A 21286-nucleotide genomic window follows, 5' to 3' on the forward strand; every position below is an offset into this window, starting at 1 on the left:
TGCCTGTAGGCAGCACAAAGCCCCGGTGTCCGGGAAGGACGCCGGGGCTTCGGTGAAGGGTGTTACGCCGCCGCGCAGTTCGGGCACACGCCGCGGTACGTCACCTCGACGTCCGAGACCGTGAAGCCGAAGCGCTCGGAGTCGGGCAGGTCGGCCATCGGGTTGCCCGTCGGGTGGACGTCCCGGATGGCGCCGCACTGGGCGCAGACCAGGTGGTGGTGCGGCCGGTGCGCGTTGGGGTCGTACCTCTTGGCGCGCTTGTCGGTGGCGACCTCGAGCACCTCACCGAGGGAGACCAGCTCGCCCAGGGTGTTGTAGACGGTCGCCCGGGAGATCTCGGGCAGCTTGGCCACGGCGCGCGCGTGGACCTCGTCGGCCGTCAGGTGGACGTGTTCGCCGTCGAGGACCTCGGCCACGACGCGCCGCTGCGCGGTCATCCGCCATCCGCGGCCGCGCAGTCGTTCCAGAAGGTCGCTCATGCGCACCAGCCTAACAGCTGGAGACCAGAATCCGAACGGGTGTGAGATTGGATGGCTGCTTGAATTGGATTGAGTCCAGTGTGGCGGGTCTGGTGTCCTAGTGTGACGAGCCGCTGCCGGCCGGTACGCGCTGCCGTGCCGGTGCCCAGCAGCGGATGATGTCGCGGACCGAGACGATGCCCGCGGGCTCACCGCGGTCCAGGACGATCAGGTGCCGGAAGCCGCCGTGCGCCATTGCCTGCGCGGCCTCCTCCAGGGTCCAGGTCGGGGTGGCGAAGACGACGTCGGTGGTGGTGTGGGCGTGGGCGTACTCCGTGTCCGGGCTCTGGCCGAGGCCCACGGAGTTGAGGATGTCGCGCTCGGTCAGAATGCCGGTGCCGGTGCCGTCGGGATCGAGGACCACGGCCGCGCCCACCCGGCGGGCGGACATCAGGGCGGCGGCCTGGCGGAGGGTGTGGGCGGGGCCGATGGTGAGGACCACCGTGCTCATGGCGTCGCGGACGAGCATGGGTTCTCGGTCACCTCCTGGGAGCCGGTGAAATAGTTCACCGATTCACAAGTTCACAAATGAGGGTCCCCTCAGAGTCCCAGGTAAAGCGGGGGTCAACAAGAGGGCGCGCGTCGCCGATTGAGGGCGTGCGCGCTCAGATGTGCTCCCCAAGAGCGCTGCCCTGTCCTAATACCGCTCGTTGAGGTAGCCCAGCAGCTCGTCGTGGAGCAGGCCGTTGGAGGCGGCGGCGTTGCCGCTGTGCGGGCCGGGGCGGCCGTCGAGGCCGGTGAAGGTGCCGCCGGCCTCGGTGACGACGATCGCGTTGGCCGCCATGTCCCACAGGGACAGCTCCGGCTCGGCGCAGATGTCGATCGAGCCCTCGGCGACCATCATGTACGGCCAGAAGTCGCCGTACGCGCGCGTGCGCCAGACCTCGCGGGTCAGGTCGAGGAAGCCGCCCAGGCGGCCCTGGTCCTCCCAGCCGGTGAGCGAGGAGTACGCGAAGGACGCGTCGGTGAGCTTGCCGACCCTGGAGACGTGCAGGCGGGAGGCCGAGGACAGGCTGCGGCCGGTGAAGGCGCCGTGGCCCTTCGCGGCCCACCAGCGGCGGCCGAGGGCGGGGGCCGAGACCACGCCGACGACGGGCTGGTAGCCGCCCTCCGCCGCCTCCATCAGGGAGATCAGGGTGGCCCAGACGGGGACGCCCCGTACGTAGTTCTTGGTGCCGTCGATGGGGTCGATGACCCAGCGGCGGGGGCCGGTGCCCTCCACGCCGTACTCCTCGCCGAGGATCGCGTCCCTCGGGCGGGCGCGCTTGAGGTGGTTGCGGATGAGTTCCTCCGCCGCCTTGTCGGCTTCGCTGACCGGGGTCATGTCCGGTTTCGTCTCGACCTTGAGGTCCATCGCCTTGAAGCGGTCCATGGTGGTCGCGTCGGCCGCGTCGGCGAGGACGTGGGCGAGGCGGAGATCGTCGAGGTAGTCCGGCATGTGGCGAACGGTATCTGCCGACGTCGGTACGGTGCTATAGGGGTCGGAGTGTGGACGCTCAGGGGATGCCGGGCCGGGTCGCCCCCGCGACCGTGGGTGCGGCTGAGCCGCCAGCGAGGTTCACGCGCTCCCTCATGCCCCCGCGAACCCTTGACAGTGCCTCCGTGCGCGTCAAATCTGGGCGCAGAGCTGCTTGCTCCCTGGGAGGCGATGATGCCTGCTGCGCGGGAATCGCTGCTGGATGCCGCTTACGCGGCGCTGGCGCGCCGGCCGTGGTCCGCCGTGAGGATGGTGGATGTCGCGGCGGTGGCCGGAGTGTCCCGGCAGACGCTGTACAACGAGTTCGGGAGCAAGGAAGGGCTGGCCCGCGCGCTGGTGAGACGAGAGGCCGACGGGTATCTCGTGGGCGTCGAGCGGGCGCTCACCGCGCACGGCGACGCCCGCGAGCGGCTGACCGCGACCGCCGAGTGGACCACGGTCCTGGCGCGGGAGAACGCGCTCGTGCGGGCCATGCTCACCGGCTGCTGGAGCGAGCGGCTGCCCTCGCCGACGCTCTCCGCGGTGCCGTCCTCCTCCGCGGTGCCGGCGCAGCGCCGGGCGGACGGGCCGCTGCCCTCGCCCGGCGAGTTCGTGGCCCTGGTGCGCGACCGTGCCGTGACCGTCCTGGCCGGGCCCGGTGTGCACAAGGCGGACGTCCCCGAGCTCGCCCGCTCCTGCGAACTGGCCGTCCGGCTCGCGCTGTCCTGTGTGGCCGCGCCGCCGGGTGAGGGCGGGGTCGCGGACCTGGTCCGCAGCGCGCTGCCCCGGCAGTTCGCGTGACGCCGGGAGCCAGGGCCTCTCGGACGATTCCCGTCTGCCGCGCGACGCCCGGCACGCGCGCTCGCGGCGTTGCCGAGACGCCCACGTGACAATTGTCAGACAGGCCCTAGTGCTGGGACCCCGACAGCTGGAGTCCGATCACGCCGATGATCACCAGGCTGATGGAGACGATCTTCAGCGTGGACACCAGGTCGTCGAGGAAGATCATTCCGTAGATCGCGGTGCCGGCCGCGCCGATGCCGGTCCACACCGCGTACGCGGGGCCGACGTCCAGCTTCTTCAGGGACAGGGTCAGCAGACCGAAGCTGCCGAGCGCGAAGATGCAGAACGCGATCGTCGGCCACAGCCGGGTGAACCCGTGGGAGAGCTTCAGACACACGGCGAAACCGGTCTCCAGCAACCCGGCCACCACCACCAGCAGCCACGCCATGTGCTGTCCTCCCGTATGTCCGGCTCGGTGCGAGTATGCACTTACCGAACTCGCGTACACCCAAACACCGGGGAGGTCAGTCCCCCTCGGTCCGCTCCCGCGTGGCCAGCAGCCGGCGCAGCGAGTACAGCCGGGCCGGATCGGCGTGACCCTGTGCCACCCACTCGTCCAGCGCGCAGTCCGGCTCGTCGTGACTGCACGCGCGCGGGCAGTTCTCGGTGCCGGGTTCCAGGTCGGGGAACGCGTGGATCACCCGGGACGGGTCCACGTGGTGCAGCCCGAACGACCGTACGCCCGGGGTGTCGATCACCCAGCCGTCGTCTCCCGCCAGGGGCAGCGCGAGCGCCGAGGTCGTGGTGTGCCGGCCGCGTCCGGTCACCGCGTTCACATGCCCGGTCAGCCGCCTGCGGTCCTCCGGGACCAGCGCGTTGACGAGGGTCGTCTTGCCCACGCCGGAGTGGCCCACGAACGCCGTGATCTTGCCGTCGAGCTGTTCACGCACCCGGTCCGCCGCGTCGCCGTTCTCCAGTTCCTCGCGGCTGGTGACGACGTACGGGATGTCCAGGTCGCCGTAGAGCTCCAGGAGCTTGTCCGGCGGGGCGAGGTCCGACTTGGTCATGACCAGGAGCGGGGTGAGGCCGCCGTCGAAGGCCGCCACCAGGCAGCGGTCGATGAGGCGGGGGCGGGGTTCCGGGTCGGCGAGGGCCGTGACGATGGCGAGCTGGTCGGCGTTGGCGACGACCACCCGCTCGTAGGGGTCGTCGTCGTCGGCGGTACGGCGCAGGACCGACGTGCGCTCCTCGATGCGGACGATCCGGGCGAGGGTGTCCTTCTGGCCGGACAGGTCGCCGACCAGGGCCACCCGGTCGCCGACGATCGCCGCTTTGCGGCCCAGTTCGCGGGCCTTCATCGCCATCACGATCCGGTCGTCGACGAGGACGGTCAGGCGGCCCCGGTCCACGGTGAGGACCATGCCCCAGGAGGCGTCCTCGTGCTTGGGCCGGATGTGCGTGCGCGGCCGGTTGCCCTTGCGGTTCGGGCGGCTGCGGATGTCGTCCTCGTCGGTGTGCTTGCCGTAGCGGCGCATCGTCTACGTCCCTACGGCCTGTCGCTCCCGAGCATCCCTGTCCACATATCCGGGAAGTCCGGCAGGGTCTTGGCCGTCGTGGCGACGTTCTCGATCCGTACGTCCTCGACCGCGAGGCCGATGATCGCGCCGGCGGTGGCCATGCGGTGGTCCTCGTAGGTGTGGAAGACACCGCCGTGCAGCGGGCGCGGACGGATGTGGAGGCCGTCGGCCGTCTCCGTCACGTCTCCGCCCAGTTCGTTGATCTCCTTGGTGAGCGCGGCCAGCCGGTCGGTCTCGTGCAGGCGCAGATGGGACACCCCGCGCAGCGTGGAGGGGGAGTCCGCGAGGGCCGCGACCGCCGCGATGCCCGGGGTCAGCTCGCCGACCTCGCCGAGGTCGACATCGATGCCGTGGATCGCACCCGAACCGGTGAACACCAGGCCGTACTCGGTGAGTTCGCAGGAACCGCCCATCTCGGTGAAGATCTCGCGCAGCCGGTCCCCGGGCTGGGTGGTGCGGGCCGGCCAGTCGGGGATCACGACCTTGCCGCCGGTCACCAGCGCGGCCGCGAGGAACGGCTGGGCGTTGGAGAGGTCGGGCTCGATCGTGAGGTCCCGGCCCAGCAGCGCGCCCGGCGTCACCCGCCAGACGTTCGGCTCGCCGCCCGACTCCGGGGTGTCCACCTGGGCGCCGACCGCGCGCAGCATGTCGACGGTCATGCGGATGTGGGGCAGGGAGGGCAGGGTGGAGCCCACGTGGCGGACCTCGACGCCCTGGTTGAAGCGCGGGCCGCTCAGCAGGAGGGCGCTCACGAACTGGGACGAGCTGGAGGCGTCGATCTCCACCGGGCCGCCGTCCAGGGCGCCGCTGCCGTGGACCGTCAGGGGCAGCGCGCCGCGGCCGTCGTCGTCGATCCGGGCGCCGAGGACGCGCAGGGCGTCGATGACGCCGTGGAGGGGGCGCTCGTACGACCTCGGGTCGCCGTCGAAGCGGATCTCGCCGTCGGCGAGGGCGGCGACGGGAGGCAGGAACCGCATCACGGTGCCCGCGTTGCCGACGTCGACCGTGGCGGGGCCCCTGAGCCCTGCCGGGAGGACGCGCCAGGTCTCGCCGGTGCCGTCGGGGCCCACTCCCTCCTCGATGCCCACGCCCATCTCGCGGAGGGCGGCGGCCATGAGGAGGGTGTCGCGGGAGCGGAGGGGGCGGCGGAGCCAGCCCGGTTCTGAAGCGAGGGCCGCCAGTACGAGGGCTCGGTTGGTGACTGACTTCGACCCCGGGACGTGGACTGTTGCGTCGACGGCTCCGCTTGCTTGGGGGGCGGGCCAGAGGGCGGTGTCTGAGGGGTTCAAAGCCATGGGTTCACTTTAGTCGGGGGTCGCGTGTCGGGTGCTGCGCCGTTGGGGCTGGTCGCGCAGTTCCCCGCGCCCCTGACGCCTGCCCCTTCGGGGCGCGTCATACCTCCAGCAGCCACCTGCCCCCGCCTATCAGCGAGCACAAGCTCACCGCGTGGAACAGGAACAGCCACAACCCCGCCGGGACGTGGGTCAGGCGGGACAGCTGGTCCGCGTCCGAGTCGCCCGCGCCGCCCCTCGACCGCTTCGCCTGTAGCTCGAAAGCGGGACGGACGCCGCCCAGGAGCAGGAACCACACCACCGCGTAGGCGAAGGCCGCCTGCACCTGCGGGCCGGCGAGCCAGGAGACCACCACGAACGTGCTGCCGGTGAGCACCACCGTCAGCGCCCCGTAGGCGTTGCGGATCATCACCAGCATCGCTATCAGCAGGGCCGTCGCCGCCCACAGCAGCAGGGTGATGCGTCCCGCCGCCAGCAGGGCCGCCCCGCCCAGGCCCAGCAGCGGGGGAGCGGTGTAGCCGGCCGCCGCCGTGAGGATCATGCCGATGCCGTGCGGCTTGCCCCTGCTGACGGTGAGGCCGCTGGTGTCGGAGTGCAGCCGTATGCCGGTGAGCCGGCGGCCGGTGCACAGGGCGACCAGTCCGTGCCCGCCCTCGTGGGCGATGGTGATCGCGTTGCGCGAGACGCGCCACAGCGGATGCGGGACCACGATGGCCAGCGCCGCCACCAGGGTGGCCAGCACCACCCACAGGTCGGGGTCGGGCTGGAGGCCGGTGAGCTCGTCCCAGAGAGAGGTCGCTGTGCTGGTGTCCATGTTTCCCGGTGGCTCCCTCTCCTCGTACGGAGTCTGGCAGTGTGGCACGTATGTGCGGACGGTATGCAGCGAGTCGTGGGCCCGAGGATCTCGCAGGAATCTTTGAGATCGAGAAGTGGGAACCCGAGGAGACCCTGGAGCCCGATTACAACGTGGCCCCGACCAAGGAGGTCTACGCCGTCCTCGACCGCCCTCTTAAGGACGTGGATGATCCGCGACCGGTTCGACAGCTGCGCAGGCTCAAGTGGGGACTGGTGCCGAGCTGGTCGAAGACGCCCGAGGGCGGCGCCCGGATGATCAACGCCCGCGCGGAGACCGTGCACGAGAAGCCGTCGTACAAGAGGGCCTTCTCCACCCGCCGGTGCATCATCCCGGCCGACGGCTACTACGAGTGGGTCACCGGCACCCAGGAGCGCGACCTGGAGGTCGAGGGGAAGAAGAAGCGGCCGCGCAAGCAGCCCTACTTCGTGCTGCCCGCCGACGGCTCGGTCTTCGCGATGGCCGGGCTGTACGAGTTCTGGCGGGACAAGACCCTGCCCGACGACCACCCGGGCGCCTGGTGGGTGACCTGCTCCGTCATCACCACCGAGGCGGAGACGGGCCCCCTGGCCGTCTCCCCGGCCGACGGACCGCGCTCCCTCGCCGACATCCACCCCCGGATGCCGCTCATGCTCACCCCGGACCGCTGGGACAGCTGGCTCGACCCGTCCCGCACGGACGTGGAGGACCTGCGCTCCCTGCTCGCGCCCCCGCCCGAGGGCCTCATGCGCGCCTACCCGGTCAGCACGGCCGTCAGCAACGTCCGCAACAACGGCCCGGAGCTGCTGAAGGAGCTGGACGGGCCGGAAGAGGGCACACTCTTCTGACGTGACCAAAGAGACCTCCGAAGCGACCTCCGAAGACACCTCGGAGATCATCGGCACCGAGGCGGGGGACGCCCGCGTCACCTGGCACCGGGCGGGGAACGCACGGCTCGTGCTGGCCGTCAGCCATGGCGCCGGCGGTGGCATCGGGGCGCGGGACCTCCAGGCGCTGGCCCGGGTGCTACCCGGCCACGGAGTGACCGTCGCCCTCGTCGAGCAGCCCTGGCGGGTGGCCGGCAAGAAGCTCGCGCCCGCGCCGAAGACCCTGGACATGGGCTGGCGGGGCATCTGGCCCGCCCTGGCCAAGCCGGGCCTGCCGGTGATCTCCGGCGGGCGCAGTGCCGGCGCCCGGGTCGCCTGCCGTACGGCCGTGGAGCTGGGCGCGGCCGCCGTGCTCGCCCTCAGCTTCCCGCTGCACCCGCCCGGCAGGCCGGAGAAGTCGCGCGCCGACGAGCTGCTCGGATCCGGGGTGCCCACCCTGGTCGTCCAGGGCGGCAACGACCCCTTCGGGAGGCCGGAGGAGTTCCCGGACGGCTCCTTCGAGCTGGTCGAGGTGCCGTACGGCGATCACGGCTTCGCCGTACCGAAGCGGGCGGAGATCACCCAGGAGGAGGCCGTGACGGTCATCACGGACGCGGTCGTGACGTGGGCCGGGTCACTGGGGTGAAGGCCCGGGAATGTTGAGCCGCGGCCCTCTGTTGAGGCGGACAGAAGTGCTGAACACCCAGCACTGACCGCCGTGGAGAGGAAGTCCGCCGCATGGGTTCGACCTTCTGCCCGAGCCGCAGCAGCCGTGCTGACCTGGACTGGACGGTACTGCATGCGGCCAAGACCACCCCGATTCGAGGGGCGGCCGGGACGGGTAGTCGTCTATCCTCCAATTCCGGTGGCACCGGTTTCGGTGCTGCCCGGAATCTTGAGGAGGTGGGTCCGGTCACTGGGATCGACGCAGGGACCGACAACGGCCAGGCGGAGCAGCCCGAGGGCCAGGGCACGAGCACGGAGTCCACTGCGGAGCGCACCGCGCGCTTCGAGCGGGACGCGCTCGAATTCCTCGACCAGATGTACTCGGCCGCTCTGCGCATGACGCGCAACCCGGCCGACGCCGAGGACCTGGTGCAGGAGACGTACGCCAAGGCGTACGCGTCCTTCCACCAGTTCCGTGAGGGCACCAACCTCAAGGCGTGGCTGTACCGGATCCTCACCAACACCTTCATCAACTCGTACCGCAAGAAGCAGCGCGAACCCCAGCGCTCCGCGGCCGAGGAGATCGAGGACTGGCAGCTCGCCCGCGCCGAGTCGCACATGTCGACCGGTCTGCGCTCCGCCGAGTCGCAGGCGCTCGACCACCTGCCCGACTCGGACGTGAAGGAAGCACTCCAGGCGATCCCCGAGGAATTCCGCATCGCCGTCTATCTCGCCGACGTAGAGGGCTTTGCGTACAAGGAGATCGCGGACATCATGGGGACACCCATCGGTACGGTGATGTCCCGCCTGCACCGCGGCCGCCGTCAACTGCGCGGCATGCTCGAGGACTACGCCCGTGAGCGCGGGCTCGTCCCGGCCGGTGCAGGGGAGTCGAACGAAGCGAAAGGCTCGGGCTCATGAGCTGCGGAGAGCCGCACGAGACGGACTGCTCTGAAGTCCTGGACCATCTCTACGAGTTCCTCGACAGTGAGATGCCGGACGTCGACCGCGCCAAGTTCAAGCAGCACTTCACGGAGTGCTCGCCGTGCCTGGAGAAGTACGGGCTCGAAGAGGCCGTGAAGAAGCTCGTCAAGCGGTGCTGCGGTCACGACGACGTGCCGACCGACCTGCGCGCCAAGGTCCTGGGGCGGCTCGACCTGATCCGCTCCGGGCAGACGGTGCCCGAGCACGACGTGGCGGCCTCGCCGGCGGCACCGCAGGAGTCCTGAGCGCGGACGCAGGAGTCCTGAGCGCCACCGGCCGCCGAGCCACCGGATCCCGCGGAATACCGCGGGATCAGATCTCCAGGCCGTTCTCGATCCGCTTGAGGCCGTGTCGTGCCAGGGCCAGGTTGCTGCGGGACCGGTCCAGGGCGACGTAGAAGAACAGCGAGCCCTGGCTGCTCGTGAGCGGGCGGATCAGGTGGTACTGCTTGCCGAGCGTGATGAGGATGTCCTCGATCACGTCGTCCATGTCCAGCGAGGCCAGGGTGCGCATCTTCGCCCGCACCACCTCGGTGTTGCCCGCTCCCGCGAGTTCCAGGTCGAGGCCCGGCCCGCCGCCGAGTGAGCCGAGGGTCATGCCGCTGTCATAGTCCACGACGGCGGCGCCGATCGCGCCGTCCAGGCTCATGGCTTCCTTGAGTGCGGTCTCGATGTTCACCGGTTTCCTCAATTCTTCCGTGCTGCTGACCGGTCGATGCTCGGCCAACTACGATCGACGCCAAGCGACTCAGGGGTCACTTCGCGCCAACTTCGGCGTGTGTGGCGAAACTTGTCGTTCAAAGTAGTGCGTGGTGTCTGACCGTGGAGGGCCAATGGGGGAAAAGGCGACGGCGCTCCAGACCTCCCTGGACCGGCTGCTCGATTCCCCCGGCGTCACGGGCGTCGCCCTGATCGACGCCGTGACCGGACTGGTCTACGGTGCCGCGGGCGACGTCACCGAGGCCGGCGACGGCGCGGAGCACAGCGAACTCGCCGCCCTCATCGCCCAGCGGCTCGGCGAGGCCGGGGCCGAGGGCGACCTGGAGAGTGTGATCCTGACCAGCCGGCGCCGCCACCAGATGCTGTTCTCCGTCGTACGGCCCGCCGGTGACCCCCTGATCCTCGCGGCCGGCCTGGACCGCGACCGGGCCAACGTGGCGCTCGCCCTGCGCAGCCTGGGCGACCGCGTCACCGAGGTGCTGGCGTGAGGGCGCCCGCCGCGCGCAATGTCCCCGCGCTCCTCCAGGCGCTGCGGGAGGAGGAGTTCACCGGCACGGTCCGGGTCTCCGGGTCCCCCGGCGGAACGATTCACCTCCGGAACGGCCTGGTCGGCGCGATCGAGACGCCCGGTGCGCCGACCGCCACCTCGGCCCTGCTCACCACGGGCCGCATCGACGACGAGGCCTGGCTCGCCGCCCGCGCCGCGGAACCGGACGTGGACCGGCTCGGCGCCCATCTGGTCACCGCCGGGCTGATCGGCGCCGCGGAACTGGAGATCGTCTGTACGGCCGCTGTCCACGACGGCGCCTTCGCGATGTCCCTCGGCACGGCGGGCGGCTGGGACACCGGCGACCGCGAGCCGACGCTGGTCGCGGCGCCGGGGGTGGAGCCCCGGGCGGTGACCGAGGAGGCCGCCCGCCGGGTGGGTCTGCTGGGGCGGACGGGGGCGACGGCGGGGGAACTGGCACGGCTGCGGCCGCAGGCGGTGGGGGAGCCCGGGCCGCACACCGCGCCGCTCGCCGGGCGACGGGGCGCACCGTGGGTGTCGCCGCGGCTCCGGGAACTGCTCGGTGCCGTCAACGGTCGCCGGACTTCCCGAGACCTCGCCTTCGCCCTGGGGCGCGGGCTGTACGCGGTCATGCTGGACCTGAACCGCCTGGACTCGCAGGGGCTGATCCGCTGGGAGGCCAGGACCGCCCCCGGTGGCCGACCGAGCACCGCGCCCCGCGTGACACCGGGGGACTCCGCCGCCGACGGGAGCGCACCCACCGGCGGTCCCCTGCCGAGACGCCGACCGGGGGGCGGTAGGGCTTCGGGCGGGGAGCGGGGTGCTCGCGGTGATTCCGGCGGACGTGGTGATGCTGGGAGTCGTGATGATTCCGGTGATCGTGGCGATCGTGGAGAGAAGGGCGACCGGTGAGCCCGGCAGCCGAAGAGCCCGCGAGACGGCGGAGGGCTCGGGGGCCGGGGTCCGGGAAGCCGACGCGATCCGTCGGGCCTCCGGACGCCGAGGAACCTTCCGAGGCCGGACAGCCCGGCCCGGAACCCACCCCGCCGTCACCTCCCGCACCGAGGTCCGAGCCCGACCGGGGCTTACGTCCGGCGAAGGCGCCGAGAGCCGCCAAGTCCTCTGATGCCGCGAAGACTTCGGGTGCCGCGAAGTCCTCCGGCGCTGCGAAATCTTCCGGCACCGCGAAGTCCTCCCGTGCCGCGAAGTCCTCCGGCACCGCGAAGACCTCTCGAGCCGCGAAGACCTCCGGCACCGCGAAGTCCTCCCGTGCCGCGAAGTCCCCCGGCGCGGCGAAATCTTCCGGCACCGCGCAGACCTCCGCACCCGCGCAGACCTCCGCACCCGCGAAGACCTCCGCCACCGCGAAGAAGCCGGGCACCGCCACGCCCCGGAGTGCCCCCGGCTCCGATCTTCCGCCCGCGCACCCGCCCCTCCCGGTGCGGGGTGTGGATCCCTCCTCCGCGCCACCGTTCGCGTATCCGACCCCCTCGCCCGAGGAACTGGCCGCCGAACAACCCTCGACCGAAACACTGCGGCGCGTCCGTCAGGGGCTCAGGGCTCTCCCCGAGAACACGAGCCCGGCCGAACCCCCGACGACATCCGGACCAAGGAGCACGTGTCCATGACCGAAACCCCCTCGCCCCGGCCGGACGGCGAACCGCACGACTCCGGCACCGCCCTCACCGACATCCTGGCCTCCCTGCGGGACCGGGTGATGGGCGTCAGCGAGAGCGTGCTGTCCACCGCGGACGGACTGCTCGTCGTCGCCGACGTCGACTCCGTGCACCCCGAGTCCGTTGCCGCACTCGCCGCTGCGACCCTCGGCGTCGGTCGCCGCATGGCCGACCAGGGCGGTGCGGGACCGCTGCGCGAGGTGGTCGTGCGGGGCGGCACGGGACATGTCGTCGTCACGGCCGTCGGCGCCCGCGCGCTGCTCACCCTGATCTGCGACGAGGGCCTCGACCTGGCCGCCCTCCAGCGCGAGTCGCCCGCCGTCGTGGAGGAACTCGGCAAGGTGCTCGCCGCGGACGTCCCCCACTGACGCAGCCACGCCCCGCAAGCACGCCCCGCAAGCACGCGCGGCAAGCACGAGTCCGCCCCCGCCCGGCCACCGTACGAACCGCACAATCGCCCTCGGGAACACCCGCTCGCAGATCACCCGATCGGGCTAATCCTGCTGCCATATGCTCGCAGATTCCCCCATAGCGGCACCCGCGGCCCGCACCTCGTTCTAGGCTCCGGAGCCGGAACAGGCGCGGCCGGGGAGGGCGTTGGCGTGGAGGCGGTACCGGCACGCGCGCGTGCGTACGTCGCCTGTGTCGCCGTAGCCGCACTGCTCTGTCTCCTGCCGCTGCCCGCCGTCCACACACCCTGGTGGGAGACCGCCCTGCTCGCCGCGCTGTACGCCGGATGCGAGCGGGCCGCCGCCCGGTGGCGGTTCGCCGGCACCTTCCACCCGGTCCTGCTCGCCGGCGCTTTCCTGCTGCCGCCCCCCGCCGCCGCCCTCGTGGCCCTGCCGGGGGCGCTGCTGTCCTCCGTCGAGCAGCGCCCGCGGTGGCTGCGGCGGGTCTGGCGGGCCGCGCAGCTCGCCGTCGGGGTGTGGGCGGCCGCCCGGGTGCACCGGGCGCTGGGCGGCCGGGACGCGGTCACGGCCTCCGACTTCCCGTACGCGCTGGTCCCGGCCGGGGCCGCGGTGCTCGTCTGCTGCCTGGTGCTGAGCCTGCTGGACGGCGGCATCCTGGCCCTCGCCGACCGGATTCCCGTACGGCGGGCCTGGCGCGGTCTCTTTCTCCGCTCCCTCGCCCCGCTCGCCGTCCACGGCCTGGCCGGGCTCATGATGGCGGTGCTGTGGCGCAGTCCCTACGGTCCCGTGGCGGCCCTGCTGGTGCTGCTGCCGATGTGTGTCTCCTGGTGGGTGTTCGCGCAGTACCACCGGGAGCGGGCCGCGCACCAGGCCACCATCCGGGCCCTCGTGCAGGCCGTCGACATCAAGGACGAGTACACGCGCGGGCACAGCGAGCGGGTCGGGCAGGCGTCGATGATGATCGCGCGGGAGCTCGGCATGGACGACACCCGGACCGAGGTGCTGCGGTTCGCCGGGATCCTGCACGACGTGGGCAAGCTCGGGGTGCCGACGCGGCTGCTCCGCAAGGACGGCCCGCTGACGCCGGAGGAACGGCGGGTCATCGAGCTGCATCCCGAGTACGGGCACGAGATGGTGCGCGGCATCTCCTTCCTCGGGGAGGCCCGGGCCGCCGTGCTCCATCACCATGAGCGGCTGGACGGAAGCGGCTACCCGTACGGACTGATGGGGACTCAGATCCCGGAGTCCGCGCGGGTGGTGGCGGTCGCCGACGCCTTCGACGCCATGACCTCCACCCGCTCCTACCGCCGGGCCCGGCCGGTCGGCGCCGCGTTGGAGGAGCTGGAGCGGTGCGCGGGCAGCCAGTTCGACCCACGGATGGTGACGGCCCTCGTCCGTGCCCTGTCCCGGCACGGCTGGCATCCCGCGGTCACGGCCGACGAGACGGACGAGGCCGGTGTGCCGCGTCCCCGGCCGACCGTCCCGGGGCGGTCGGGGGCACGCCGGTGAGCGCCCCCGGCGCAGCCCGCCGGTCGCCGCTCCTCACCCTCGCCCACACCTCCGCCGCCCTCCTCGCCCTCGGCTCCCTGTCCTGCACCCTCTGGACCGGACTGGAGGAGCGCGGCACGGCTCTCGCCTTCGGGGTGCTGGTCGCGCTCGGGGAGCTCAACCGGCGCAGCGGTCCCCATGTCCGGGAGTCCGCGCCGCTCGGGGCCGCCGGGGCGCTGTCGTACGCGCTGCTCGGGGAGAACGCGGGCGCGCCCACCCATCACGGCGCCGCCCAGGTCGTGACCGTCGTCCTCGCCGCCTCCCTCGTCGGCAGCGTGCCGCACGTCGCACGCGGCCAGGGCCCCACCGCCGACCAGTCGGCCCGCCGGGTGCTCACCGTCGGGTTCGCCGCCGTGTGCTTCCAACCCCTGTACAACCAGGGCACGTTCACGCACTGGACCGGCCCCGCCTATGCCCTGCTCCTGCTCGCGCTGCTCTCCCTCACCGCGCTGTGCGACGCCGTGCTCGCCGCCGCGCTCGCCCACTCCCGCACCCGCTGGCCCTTCGCCCCGCTGCTCAGGGACGAGCTGCGGGCGCTGCTCGGCATCGGGTCCGCGGTGGTCGCCACCGGGGCCGTGATGGCGCTCGCGGTGGCCGTCGCGGGGCTGTGGGCGCTGCCCGTCTTCTCGGTGCCGCTGCTGCTCACCCAGCTCGCCGTCCGCCGGTACGCCGCCGTCCGCGCCACCAACCGGCAGACCATCGCCTCCCTCGCCCGCGCCACCGAGATCGCCGGCTACACCCCGGCCGGACACGCGCGCCGGGTCGCCGCGCTCAGCCGGGAGGTCGGCCGTGACCTGGGCCTTTCCCGGCCCGAGCTCACCGTCCTGGAGTACGCGGCCCTCATGCACGACATCGGCCAGCTCAGCCTCGTCGACCCGGTGCCCGCGGGCGCCACCGCCGGGCTGCCGGTCGCCGAACAGCGCCGGATCGCCCTGCTCGGCGGGGCCGTCGTACGGCAGACGGGCGTGGACGCGGCCGTAGCCGTGGTCGTGGAGCGGCAGGCGGACCCCTGCCGGGAGCAGCCGACGGCCGCGCGGATCGTACGGGCGGTGAACGCGTACGAGGAGAAGACCCGGGACGCCGGACCCGGCGGGCCCCTGACCGCGCTCGAGGAGCTGCGCCTGGGCACCGCGGGGGACTACGCTCCGGAGGTCGTGGAGGCGCTGGCCAGGGTGCTGTCGAGAGACTGTCTGACCTCGCCTGCGACGGGGTAACCCATGGGTAATGAGCGCCCTTCCGACGACACGTGGTTGGATGCGAGAGAGCGGGTGTCCGGGGGCACAGCCAGCCCACTCGACGGAACTGGCAGGCGGGAATCGTGAGGATCTTCGGCAAGGGACGGCACCGGCCCTCCGCCTCCTGGCGGCAGGCCACGGACCGTGCGTTCACGCTGATCGGCGACGGCCGGTACGAGGACGCGGGCGCGCTGCTGACACGTGCCGCGGACCTGGAGCCGTGGCTGTCCGAGTCCTGGTTCAACCTCGCCCTGCTGCACAAGTTCCGGCACGACTGGGAGCAGGCGCGGGCGGCGGGCCTGCGGGCCGTCGCGCTGCTCGACCGGGAGACCGGGGCGCCCGACTGGTGGAACGTGGGCATCGCCGCGACCGCACTCCAGGACTGGCCGCTGGCCCGGCGGGCCTGGCAGGCGTACGGGCTGCGGGTGCCGGGGGGTGCCACGGCGTCGGGCGAGCCGCTGGGGATGGACCTGGGCAGTGCCGCCGTACGGCTGTCCCCGGAAGGGGAGGCCGAGGTCGTGTGGGGGCGGCGGCTGGACCCCGCCCGCATCGAGGTGCTGTCCATTCCGTTGCCGTCCTCGGGGCGGCGCTGGGGCGAGGTCGTGCTGCACGACGGGGTGCCGCACGGCGAGCGGACCACCGCGTCCGGCCACGCCTATCCCGTGTTCGACGAGATCGAGCTGTGGGCGCCTTCGCCGGTGCCGACGTGGGTGGTGCTGCTGGAGGCGGCCACCGAGGCGGACCGGGACGCGCTGGAGCAGCTCGCGGCCGACGCCGGGTTCGCCGCCGAGGACTGGTCCTCCTCGGTACGGCTGCTGTGCCGGATGTGCTCCGAGTCGCGGATGCCGTCCGACGAGGGCGACGGGGAGCATCTCGATCCGCACGACCACAGTGAGCCGGGGCATCCCGGGCCGCTGGGGCATCGCACGGACGGGCAGTTGTGGGTGCCGGAACGGGAGTGCGGTGTCGCGGCGCCCGCCTCGCTGGTACGGGGGCTGCTGGACGGGTGGGTTGCCGACAGCCCTGATTCGCGGGACTGGCGTGACCTCGAAGAGGTCTGCTGACACATCGCCGTACCCTTTAGCACTGAATCCCAGTTTTCCAGGAAGGCATCCGTAGGTCATGGCCCAGCAGGACACCGATCAGCAGCACGCGGGCGTGCTCCCCGTCGACGACGACGGGTTCGTCATCGACACCGAGGAGACCGAGGAGCGGGAGAACGCCTGGCGTGAGCGCGGCACCTCGCGGCCCATCACCGTCGTCGGGAACCCCGTGCTGCACAAGGAGTGCAAGGACGTCACCGAGTTCGGCGCGGAGCTCGACCAGCTGGTCGCGGACATGTTCGCCAGCCAGCGCACCGCCGAGGGCGTCGGCCTCGCCGCCAACCAGATCGGCGTCGACCTGAAGGTCTTCGTGTACGACTGCCAGGACGACGAGGGCAAGCGGCACGTGGGTGTCGTCTGCAACCCGAAGCTCGTGGACCTGCCCGCCGACCGGCGCCAGCTGGACGAGAGCAACGAGGGCTGCCTCTCGGTGCCGACCGCCTACGCGCCGCTCGCCCGCCCCGACTACGCCGAGGTCACCGGGCAGGACGAGAAGGGCAACCCGATCAAGGTCCGCGGCACCGGCTACTTCGCCCGCTGCCTCCAGCACGAGACCGACCACCTGTACGGCTACCTCTACATCGACCGGCTCTCCAAGCGCGAACGCAAGGACGCGCTGCGGCAGATGGCCGAGAACGAGCCCCGCTACCCCGTGGTCGCGAACGACTGACGTCGCACAACGCCCGTCCGCACGGCGCCTGTTCAGGGAGCACTCCCTCAACAGGCGCCGTTCGCATGTGCGTCGCACGTTCGATCGGATGTGCTCACGCAGTGATCCGATTCAGGTCACGTACGGGGAGAATCTCGGCATCGTGGGGTAGTGAACGAAGCAAATCCGTTCTCAAAACGGTCAGTTGTGGTGCTGAATGGGAAGTGCGGGGATACGCAACGGCGCACGCCCGGTTCAGCGGAGGGTGTGCGTCAACTGGCGGCTGGAAGGGGTTTGTTCGTGCCTGCTTTCCAACACAGCATCACGTCGTCGGCGCCGTCGCCGACGGCGATCGCGGTTCCACCGTCACTCTCTCTCCCGGTGATCGAGGCAGCGTTTCCCAGGCAACTGCATCCGTATTGGCCCAGGCTCCAGGAGAACACCCGCACCTGGCTTCTCGAAAAACGGCTCATGCCGGCCGTCGCGGTGGCGGAATATGCCGACGGACTGTGCTACACGGACCTCATGGCGGGGTACTACCTCGGCGCCCCCGACGAGGTGCTCCAGGCGATAGCGGACTTCAGTGCGTGGTTCTTCGTCTGGGACGACCGGCACGACCGTGACATCGTCCACCACCGCCCGGCGGCCTGGCGGCGGTTGAGGCGCCGGCTGCACGCGGCGCTCGACTCGCCGCGGACCCATCTGCGCCACCAGGACCCGCTGGTCGCCGCCTTCGCGGACACCCTCGCGCGGCTGTACTCGTTCCTGCCGCCGACGTGGAACACCCGGTTCGCCCGGCACTTCCACGCCGTGATCGAGGCCTACGACCGGGAATTCCACAATCGTGTCGAGGGGGTCGTTCCCCCGGTCCAGGAATACCTGGCACTGCGCCGCCTCACTTTCGCCCACTGGATCTGGACGGACCTCCTGGAGGCCGGTGCGGGATGCGAACTCCCGGACCGCATAAGGAAACACCCGTCCTACCGGCGGGCCGCTCTGCTCAGTCAGGAGTTCGCCGCCTGGTACAACGACCTGTGTTCACTCCCCAAGGAAATCGCGGGCGACGAGGTGCACAATCTCGGAATCAGTCTCATCCACCATGAGGGACTGACCCTCGAAGAGGCGATCCGGGAAATGCGGCGGCTGGTCGCGAAATGCGTGGACGCATTCCTCGTGGCCGAGGCCGACGCCCTCCAGTTCGCCCTCGGTCTCGACGACGGCACCGCGCGCGGAAAAGAGCTGAGCGGGGCCGTCCGGGCCTGCGTCGGCAATATGCGCAACTGGTTCAGCACCGTCTACTGGTTCCACCACGAGTCCGGCCGTTACATGGTCGACAGCTGGGACGACCGGTCCACGCCCCCGTACGTCAACAACGAAGCGGCAGGTGAGAAATGACCGTCGAATCCGTGAACCCCGAAGCAGCGGTGGCTCCCGAGCCCGGTGAGCCGCCGATCGCCGGCAGCCGGGTGCCCCTCCTCGGGCACGGTCTCCGGCTCGCGCGCGACCCGCTGACCTTCCTGTCCGGGCTCCGGGCCTACGGCGACGTCGTACGCCTCAGGCTCGGCCCCAAGACGGTGTACGCGCCCACCACCCCGGAACTGACCGGAGCGGTGGCGCTCAACCCCGACTTCATCATCGCCGGTCCGCTCTGGGAGTCCCTGGAGGGGCTGGTCGGCAAGGAGGGCGTGGCCACCGCCAACGGCCCGCAGCACCGGCGTCAACGGCGCACCATCCAGCCCGCGTTCCGGCTCGACGCGATACCGGCGTACGGGCCGGTCATGGAGGAGGAGGCGCAGGCGCTGGCCGAGCGCTGGCAGCCCGGTGAGACGGTCGACGCCACCCTGGAGTCCTTCCGGGTCGCCGTGCGCATCGCGGCCCGGTGCCTGCTGCGCGGCGACTACATGGACGAGCGCGCCGAGCGGCTGTGCGTCGCGCTCACGACCGTCTTCCGGGGCATGTACCGGCGGATGGTGATACCCGCGGGGCCGCTGTACAAGCTGCCCCTCCCGGCCAACCGCGCATTCAACCGGGCGCTCGCCGATCTGCATCTCGTGGTCGACGAGATCATCGCCGAACGCCGGGCATCCGGTCAAAAGCCGGACGATTTGCTGACGGCATTGCTGACGGCGAAGGACGCGAATGGCGATCCCATCGGGGAACAGGAGATCCACGACCAGGTCGTCGCGATACTCACCCCCGGCGGGGAAACCGTCGCGTCCACGATCATGTGGCTGCTTCAGGTGCTCGCCGAACACCCGGAACACGCCGACCGGGTGTGCGCGGAAGTCGAATCCGTCACCGGGGGGCGTCCCGTGGCATTCGAGGACGTACGGTCGCTCACGTACACGAACTATCTGGTGGTCGAGACCATGCGTTTGTGGCCCGCGGTATGGATATTGACGCGGCGGGCGGTACGCGACACCGAACTCGGTGGCTATCGCATTCCGGCCGGGTCCGACATCGTCTACAGTCCCTACGCGATCCAGCGGGACGCGAAGTCCTTCGACGACAGCGCGGAGTTCGACCCGTTGCGCTGGAGTCCGGAACGCGCCAAGGCCGTTCCGAAACACGCCATGAGCCCGTTCAGCACGGGCAACCGGAAGTGCCCGAGCGACCACTTCTCGATGGCCCAGCTGACGCTGCTCACGGCGGCGCTGGCCCGGAAGTACCGCTTCGAGCAGGTGGCCGGCTCCGACGACACCCCCCGCCCCGGCATCACCCTGCGGCCGAACCGGCTCATGGTGCGGCCGGTGCTCAGGTGACGCCTCAGGCGGCCGCCTCCGGGCCCTGGAAGGTGCGCCGGTAGGCGTTCGGGGTGGTGCCCACCGCCCGCAGGAACTGGTGGCGCAGCGCGGCCGCGGTGCCGAACCCGGTTCGGCCCGCGATCGCGTCCACCGTCTCGTCCGTCGCCTCCAGCAGCCGCTGGGCCAGCAGCACCCGCTGGCGCAGGATCCAGCGGTAGGGAGTGGTCCCCGTCTCCTGCTGGAAGCGGCGGGCGAAGGTGCGCGGGGACATCAGCGCGCGTTCGGCCAGCTGTTCGACGGTGACGTCCTCGTCGAGGTGCCGCTCCATCCACACCAGCACCTCGCCCACGGTGTCGCACTTCGACGCGGGCAGCGGCCGCTCGATGTACTGGGCCTGTCCGCCGTCCCGGTGCGGGGGTACGACCATCCGACGGGCGATCTTGTTGGCGACCTCGGGGCCCTGCTCCGTGCGCACGATGTGCAGACAGGCGTCGATGCCGGCGGCGGTGCCCGCCGAGGTGATCACCGGCCCCTCGTCGACGTACAGGACGTCGGGCTCGACGGTCAGCCGGGGGTACGCCCGGGTCAGCTCGTCCACGTGCTTCCAGTGCACGGCGGAGCGCCGGCCGTCGAGCAGCCCGGCGGCGGCCAGCACGAACACGCCGGAGCACACGCTGAGCACCCGGGCGCCGCGCTCGACCCCGCGCCGCAGGGCCTCCAGCAGCTCGGGCGGGAACTCCCGCGACTCGTAGCAGGCGCCGGCCGGCACGGCGATCAGGTCGGCCGACTCCAGCCGCTCCAGGCCGTGCTCGACGTGCAGGGAGAAGCCCGAGCGCGAGGTCAGCGTGGGGCCCTCGGCCGAGGCCACCGCGAAGTCGTACACCGGCAGTCCGTCATCGCTGCGGTCGGTGCCGAAGACCTCGCACACGACACCGAGCTCGAAGGGATTCACACCGTCCAGGACGACGGCGGCCACGTTCGTCAGCATGCCGCCAGTGTGCCTCAGGCTTGGCAGTAAATCGAGGGTGTGCGGCAGTCCTGCCACTGTTTGTCAGGAGTCTGGGGCGCGACAGTAGTGACATGACTTCAGCGCAGACAGAAGGACTGATCGGAATGCTGATTGTTCTCGGAATCCTCGCTCTGCTGGTGCTCCCGTCCGTGATCGGGATCGTCCACGACAAGCGCGTCGACCGTCAGATCCGGCAGGCGCAGCGGCGCTACTTCACCACCACGGTGACCCACCACTCCTGAATGCCCTTGCAGGAGACCTTGCCGGTCTCGGTGGCGCACAGGGGGCGCGACGACGTCAGTCGCACCTGTCCCGCCGAGACCGCCCTGTACGCCGCGTTCGCGTCGCCTGGCTGGAGCACGAAGCCGCTGTTGACGGGCTCCAGACCGGTGCCCTTGACGGTGACCGGGCTCCAGGGGCGGCTCTTCGTCCCGTCCAGGCTCAGCCGGACGGTGTCGCCCACGGCCAGACAGACCGTGGCGCCACTGTCGGAGGCGCCGAGCTCGGGGACGGACGTACAGCCGGGTGACGGCGGTGCGGACGCCGAGGGGGACGACGACGGGGGTGACGGCGACACGGTGGTGCCGTCACCCCCGTCGCTTCCTGCCTGGGTGCCGCATCCCGCCCCCGCCAGCAGGGTCAGTGCGGCGAGGGCGAGGGTCGTGCGGTGGGTCGTACGACGCATGGGGATCTCCTCTCCCCCCTTGGACG

General features: G+C 71.4%; 25 protein-coding genes. 15 read left to right on the forward strand and 10 right to left on the reverse strand.

Features of this window, described 5'->3' with window-relative positions:
• Nucleotides 1-62: 62 nt before the first annotated feature.
• The 3 genes from AC2XR2_RS29595 to hisN all read right to left on the reverse strand — a co-directional run bounded on the left by AC2XR2_RS29595 (nt 63) and on the right by hisN (nt 1956).
• Complete coding sequence (locus AC2XR2_RS29595) at nt 63-479, reverse strand: Fur family transcriptional regulator (protein ID WP_037720110.1); 417 nt, start codon at nt 477-479, stop codon at nt 63-65.
• A 97-nt stretch (nt 480-576) separates the two neighbouring features.
• Entirely contained in the window at nt 577-987 is a 411-nt protein-coding gene (locus AC2XR2_RS29600) for a CBS domain-containing protein (RefSeq protein WP_330264550.1), read from the reverse strand.
• A gap of 168 nt (nt 988-1155) precedes the next feature.
• A complete protein-coding gene (hisN, locus tag AC2XR2_RS29605; RefSeq protein WP_381300368.1) occupies nt 1156-1956 on the reverse strand; it encodes a histidinol-phosphatase in 801 nt (266 codons plus the stop codon).
• A gap of 210 nt (nt 1957-2166) precedes the next feature.
• Between hisN and AC2XR2_RS29610 the strand changes: the two genes are divergently transcribed.
• On the forward strand, nt 2167-2775 hold the full coding sequence (locus tag AC2XR2_RS29610) for a TetR/AcrR family transcriptional regulator (protein WP_449349721.1): 609 nt from the start codon (nt 2167-2169) through the stop codon (nt 2773-2775).
• A 106-nt stretch (nt 2776-2881) separates the two neighbouring features.
• On the opposite strand, the gene AC2XR2_RS29615 is transcribed toward AC2XR2_RS29610, so the two are convergent.
• From AC2XR2_RS29615 to AC2XR2_RS29630, 4 genes are all read right to left on the reverse strand, one after another.
• The gene (locus AC2XR2_RS29615) at nt 2882-3205 is read right to left on the reverse strand and encodes a DMT family transporter (protein WP_030320555.1); all 324 of its coding nucleotides are present in this window, start codon (nt 3203-3205) and stop codon (nt 2882-2884) included.
• Nucleotides 3206-3281: 76 nt separating this feature from the next.
• Nucleotides 3282-4292 carry a ribosome small subunit-dependent GTPase A gene (rsgA, locus tag AC2XR2_RS29620; RefSeq protein ID WP_381300370.1) on the reverse strand — a complete coding sequence of 337 codons (1011 nt, stop codon included), beginning with the start codon at nt 4290-4292 and terminating at the stop codon, nt 3282-3284.
• 11 nt (nt 4293-4303) lie between these two features.
• Entirely contained in the window at nt 4304-5629 is a 1326-nt protein-coding gene (gene aroA / locus AC2XR2_RS29625; RefSeq protein WP_381300371.1) for a 3-phosphoshikimate 1-carboxyvinyltransferase, read from the reverse strand.
• Between the two features lie 97 nt (nt 5630-5726).
• Nucleotides 5727-6440 (reverse strand): M50 family metallopeptidase, encoded by a 714-nt coding sequence (locus tag AC2XR2_RS29630; protein WP_381300372.1) that lies wholly within the window; start codon nt 6438-6440, stop codon nt 5727-5729.
• A gap of 50 nt (nt 6441-6490) precedes the next feature.
• On the opposite strand from AC2XR2_RS29630, the gene AC2XR2_RS29635 reads away from it, so the two are divergent.
• The 4 genes from AC2XR2_RS29635 to rsrA all read left to right on the forward strand — a co-directional run bounded on the left by AC2XR2_RS29635 (nt 6491) and on the right by rsrA (nt 9219).
• Nucleotides 6491-7306 carry an SOS response-associated peptidase gene (locus tag AC2XR2_RS29635; protein WP_381300373.1) on the forward strand — a complete coding sequence of 272 codons (816 nt, stop codon included), beginning with the start codon at nt 6491-6493 and terminating at the stop codon, nt 7304-7306.
• A gap of 1 nt (nt 7307) precedes the next feature.
• Nucleotides 7308-7970, forward strand: coding sequence for an alpha/beta hydrolase family protein (locus tag AC2XR2_RS29640; RefSeq protein ID WP_491516738.1), 663 nt, complete (start codon nt 7308-7310; stop codon nt 7968-7970).
• A gap of 257 nt (nt 7971-8227) precedes the next feature.
• Nucleotides 8228-8911 (forward strand): RNA polymerase sigma factor SigR, encoded by a 684-nt coding sequence (sigR, locus tag AC2XR2_RS29645; RefSeq protein WP_221225818.1) that lies wholly within the window; start codon nt 8228-8230, stop codon nt 8909-8911.
• Entirely contained in the window at nt 8908-9219 is a 312-nt protein-coding gene (gene rsrA, locus AC2XR2_RS29650) for a mycothiol system anti-sigma-R factor (protein WP_330264541.1), read from the forward strand. Before sigR ends, rsrA begins: the two co-directional genes overlap by 4 nt.
• A 67-nt stretch (nt 9220-9286) precedes the next feature.
• Here the strand turns inward: rsrA and AC2XR2_RS29655 are convergent, their stop codons facing one another.
• A complete protein-coding gene (locus AC2XR2_RS29655; protein ID WP_381300376.1) occupies nt 9287-9652 on the reverse strand; it encodes a hypothetical protein in 366 nt (121 codons plus the stop codon).
• A gap of 154 nt (nt 9653-9806) precedes the next feature.
• Between AC2XR2_RS29655 and AC2XR2_RS29660 the strand changes: the two genes are divergently transcribed.
• The 9 genes from AC2XR2_RS29660 (at nt 9807) to AC2XR2_RS29700 (ending at nt 19584) form a co-directional block, all read left to right on the forward strand.
• Nucleotides 9807-10181: a hypothetical protein gene (locus AC2XR2_RS29660; RefSeq protein ID WP_381300377.1), complete on the forward strand. Its 375-nt coding sequence runs from the start codon at nt 9807-9809 to the stop codon at nt 10179-10181.
• Nucleotides 10178-11113 carry a DUF4388 domain-containing protein gene (locus AC2XR2_RS29665; protein WP_491516739.1) on the forward strand — a complete coding sequence of 312 codons (936 nt, stop codon included), beginning with the start codon at nt 10178-10180 and terminating at the stop codon, nt 11111-11113. The genes AC2XR2_RS29660 and AC2XR2_RS29665 overlap by 4 nt, the downstream gene beginning before the upstream one ends.
• 712 nt (nt 11114-11825) lie before the next feature.
• A complete protein-coding gene (locus AC2XR2_RS29670) occupies nt 11826-12245 on the forward strand; it encodes a roadblock/LC7 domain-containing protein (protein ID WP_381300380.1) in 420 nt (139 codons plus the stop codon).
• A 234-nt stretch (nt 12246-12479) separates the two neighbouring features.
• Nucleotides 12480-13796, forward strand: a complete 1317-nt coding sequence (locus AC2XR2_RS29675; RefSeq protein ID WP_491516740.1) for an HD-GYP domain-containing protein — start codon at nt 12480-12482, stop codon at nt 13794-13796.
• Nucleotides 13793-15049: an HD-GYP domain-containing protein gene (locus tag AC2XR2_RS29680; RefSeq protein ID WP_491516741.1), complete on the forward strand. Its 1257-nt coding sequence runs from the start codon at nt 13793-13795 to the stop codon at nt 15047-15049. The genes AC2XR2_RS29675 and AC2XR2_RS29680 overlap by 4 nt, the downstream gene beginning before the upstream one ends.
• A 104-nt stretch (nt 15050-15153) precedes the next feature.
• On the forward strand, nt 15154-16134 hold the full coding sequence (locus AC2XR2_RS29685) for a tetratricopeptide repeat protein (protein ID WP_020119821.1): 981 nt from the start codon (nt 15154-15156) through the stop codon (nt 16132-16134).
• A 58-nt stretch (nt 16135-16192) separates the two neighbouring features.
• Nucleotides 16193-16843: a peptide deformylase gene (gene def, locus AC2XR2_RS29690; protein WP_123762969.1), complete on the forward strand. Its 651-nt coding sequence runs from the start codon at nt 16193-16195 to the stop codon at nt 16841-16843.
• A 279-nt stretch (nt 16844-17122) separates the two neighbouring features.
• On the forward strand, nt 17123-18217 hold the full coding sequence (gene cyc1 / locus AC2XR2_RS29695; RefSeq protein WP_491516742.1) for an epi-isozizaene synthase: 1095 nt from the start codon (nt 17123-17125) through the stop codon (nt 18215-18217).
• A complete protein-coding gene (locus AC2XR2_RS29700; protein WP_449349911.1) occupies nt 18214-19584 on the forward strand; it encodes a bifunctional albaflavenone monooxygenase/terpene synthase in 1371 nt (456 codons plus the stop codon). Before cyc1 ends, AC2XR2_RS29700 begins: the two co-directional genes overlap by 4 nt.
• 4 nt (nt 19585-19588) lie before the next feature.
• Here AC2XR2_RS29700 and AC2XR2_RS29705 read toward each other — a convergent pair whose 3' ends face one another.
• On the reverse strand, nt 19589-20554 hold the full coding sequence (locus tag AC2XR2_RS29705) for a helix-turn-helix domain-containing protein (RefSeq protein ID WP_330264537.1): 966 nt from the start codon (nt 20552-20554) through the stop codon (nt 19589-19591).
• Between the two features lie 125 nt (nt 20555-20679).
• Here AC2XR2_RS29705 and AC2XR2_RS29710 point away from each other — a divergent pair, with 125 nt between their 5' ends.
• Nucleotides 20680-20817, forward strand: a complete 138-nt coding sequence (locus AC2XR2_RS29710) for a hypothetical protein (protein ID WP_330264536.1) — start codon at nt 20680-20682, stop codon at nt 20815-20817.
• Here the strand turns inward: AC2XR2_RS29710 and AC2XR2_RS29715 are convergent.
• Nucleotides 20784-21260 (reverse strand): hypothetical protein, encoded by a 477-nt coding sequence (locus AC2XR2_RS29715; protein WP_381300387.1) that lies wholly within the window; start codon nt 21258-21260, stop codon nt 20784-20786. The two genes, AC2XR2_RS29710 and AC2XR2_RS29715, sit on opposite strands and share 34 nt — an antisense overlap.
• Nucleotides 21261-21286 lie beyond the last annotated feature (26 nt).

The sequence above is a fragment of the Streptomyces sp. LS-MS-L19 genome, from assembly GCF_058382285.1.

Bases quoted from the DNA above. Each gene is read 5' to 3' on its own strand.
- AC2XR2_RS29595 (WP_037720110.1), bottom strand. From the start codon at position 479: ATGAGCGACCTTCTGGAACGACTGCGCGGCCGCGGATGGCGGATGACC.
- AC2XR2_RS29600 (WP_330264550.1), bottom strand. From the start codon at position 987: ATGCTCGTCCGCGACGCCATGAGCACGGTGGTCCTCACCATCGGCCCC.
- hisN (WP_381300368.1), bottom strand. From the start codon at position 1,956: ATGCCGGACTACCTCGACGATCTCCGCCTCGCCCACGTCCTCGCCGAC.
- AC2XR2_RS29610 (WP_449349721.1), top strand. From the start codon at position 2,167: ATGATGCCTGCTGCGCGGGAATCGCTGCTGGATGCCGCTTACGCGGCG.
- AC2XR2_RS29615 (WP_030320555.1), bottom strand. From the start codon at position 3,205: ATGGCGTGGCTGCTGGTGGTGGTGGCCGGGTTGCTGGAGACCGGTTTC.
- rsgA (WP_381300370.1), bottom strand. From the start codon at position 4,292: ATGCGCCGCTACGGCAAGCACACCGACGAGGACGACATCCGCAGCCGC.
- aroA (WP_381300371.1), bottom strand. From the start codon at position 5,629: ATGGCTTTGAACCCCTCAGACACCGCCCTCTGGCCCGCCCCCCAAGCA.
- AC2XR2_RS29630 (WP_381300372.1), bottom strand. From the start codon at position 6,440: ATGGACACCAGCACAGCGACCTCTCTCTGGGACGAGCTCACCGGCCTC.
- AC2XR2_RS29635 (WP_381300373.1), top strand. From the start codon at position 6,491: ATGTGCGGACGGTATGCAGCGAGTCGTGGGCCCGAGGATCTCGCAGGA.
- rsrA (WP_330264541.1), top strand. From the start codon at position 8,908: ATGAGCTGCGGAGAGCCGCACGAGACGGACTGCTCTGAAGTCCTGGAC.
- AC2XR2_RS29660 (WP_381300377.1), top strand. From the start codon at position 9,807: ATGGGGGAAAAGGCGACGGCGCTCCAGACCTCCCTGGACCGGCTGCTC.
- AC2XR2_RS29670 (WP_381300380.1), top strand. From the start codon at position 11,826: ATGACCGAAACCCCCTCGCCCCGGCCGGACGGCGAACCGCACGACTCC.
- def (WP_123762969.1), top strand. From the start codon at position 16,193: ATGGCCCAGCAGGACACCGATCAGCAGCACGCGGGCGTGCTCCCCGTC.
- AC2XR2_RS29700 (WP_449349911.1), top strand. From the start codon at position 18,214: ATGACCGTCGAATCCGTGAACCCCGAAGCAGCGGTGGCTCCCGAGCCC.
- AC2XR2_RS29705 (WP_330264537.1), bottom strand. From the start codon at position 20,554: ATGCTGACGAACGTGGCCGCCGTCGTCCTGGACGGTGTGAATCCCTTC.
- AC2XR2_RS29710 (WP_330264536.1), top strand. From the start codon at position 20,680: ATGCTGATTGTTCTCGGAATCCTCGCTCTGCTGGTGCTCCCGTCCGTG.
- AC2XR2_RS29715 (WP_381300387.1), bottom strand. From the start codon at position 21,260: ATGCGTCGTACGACCCACCGCACGACCCTCGCCCTCGCCGCACTGACC.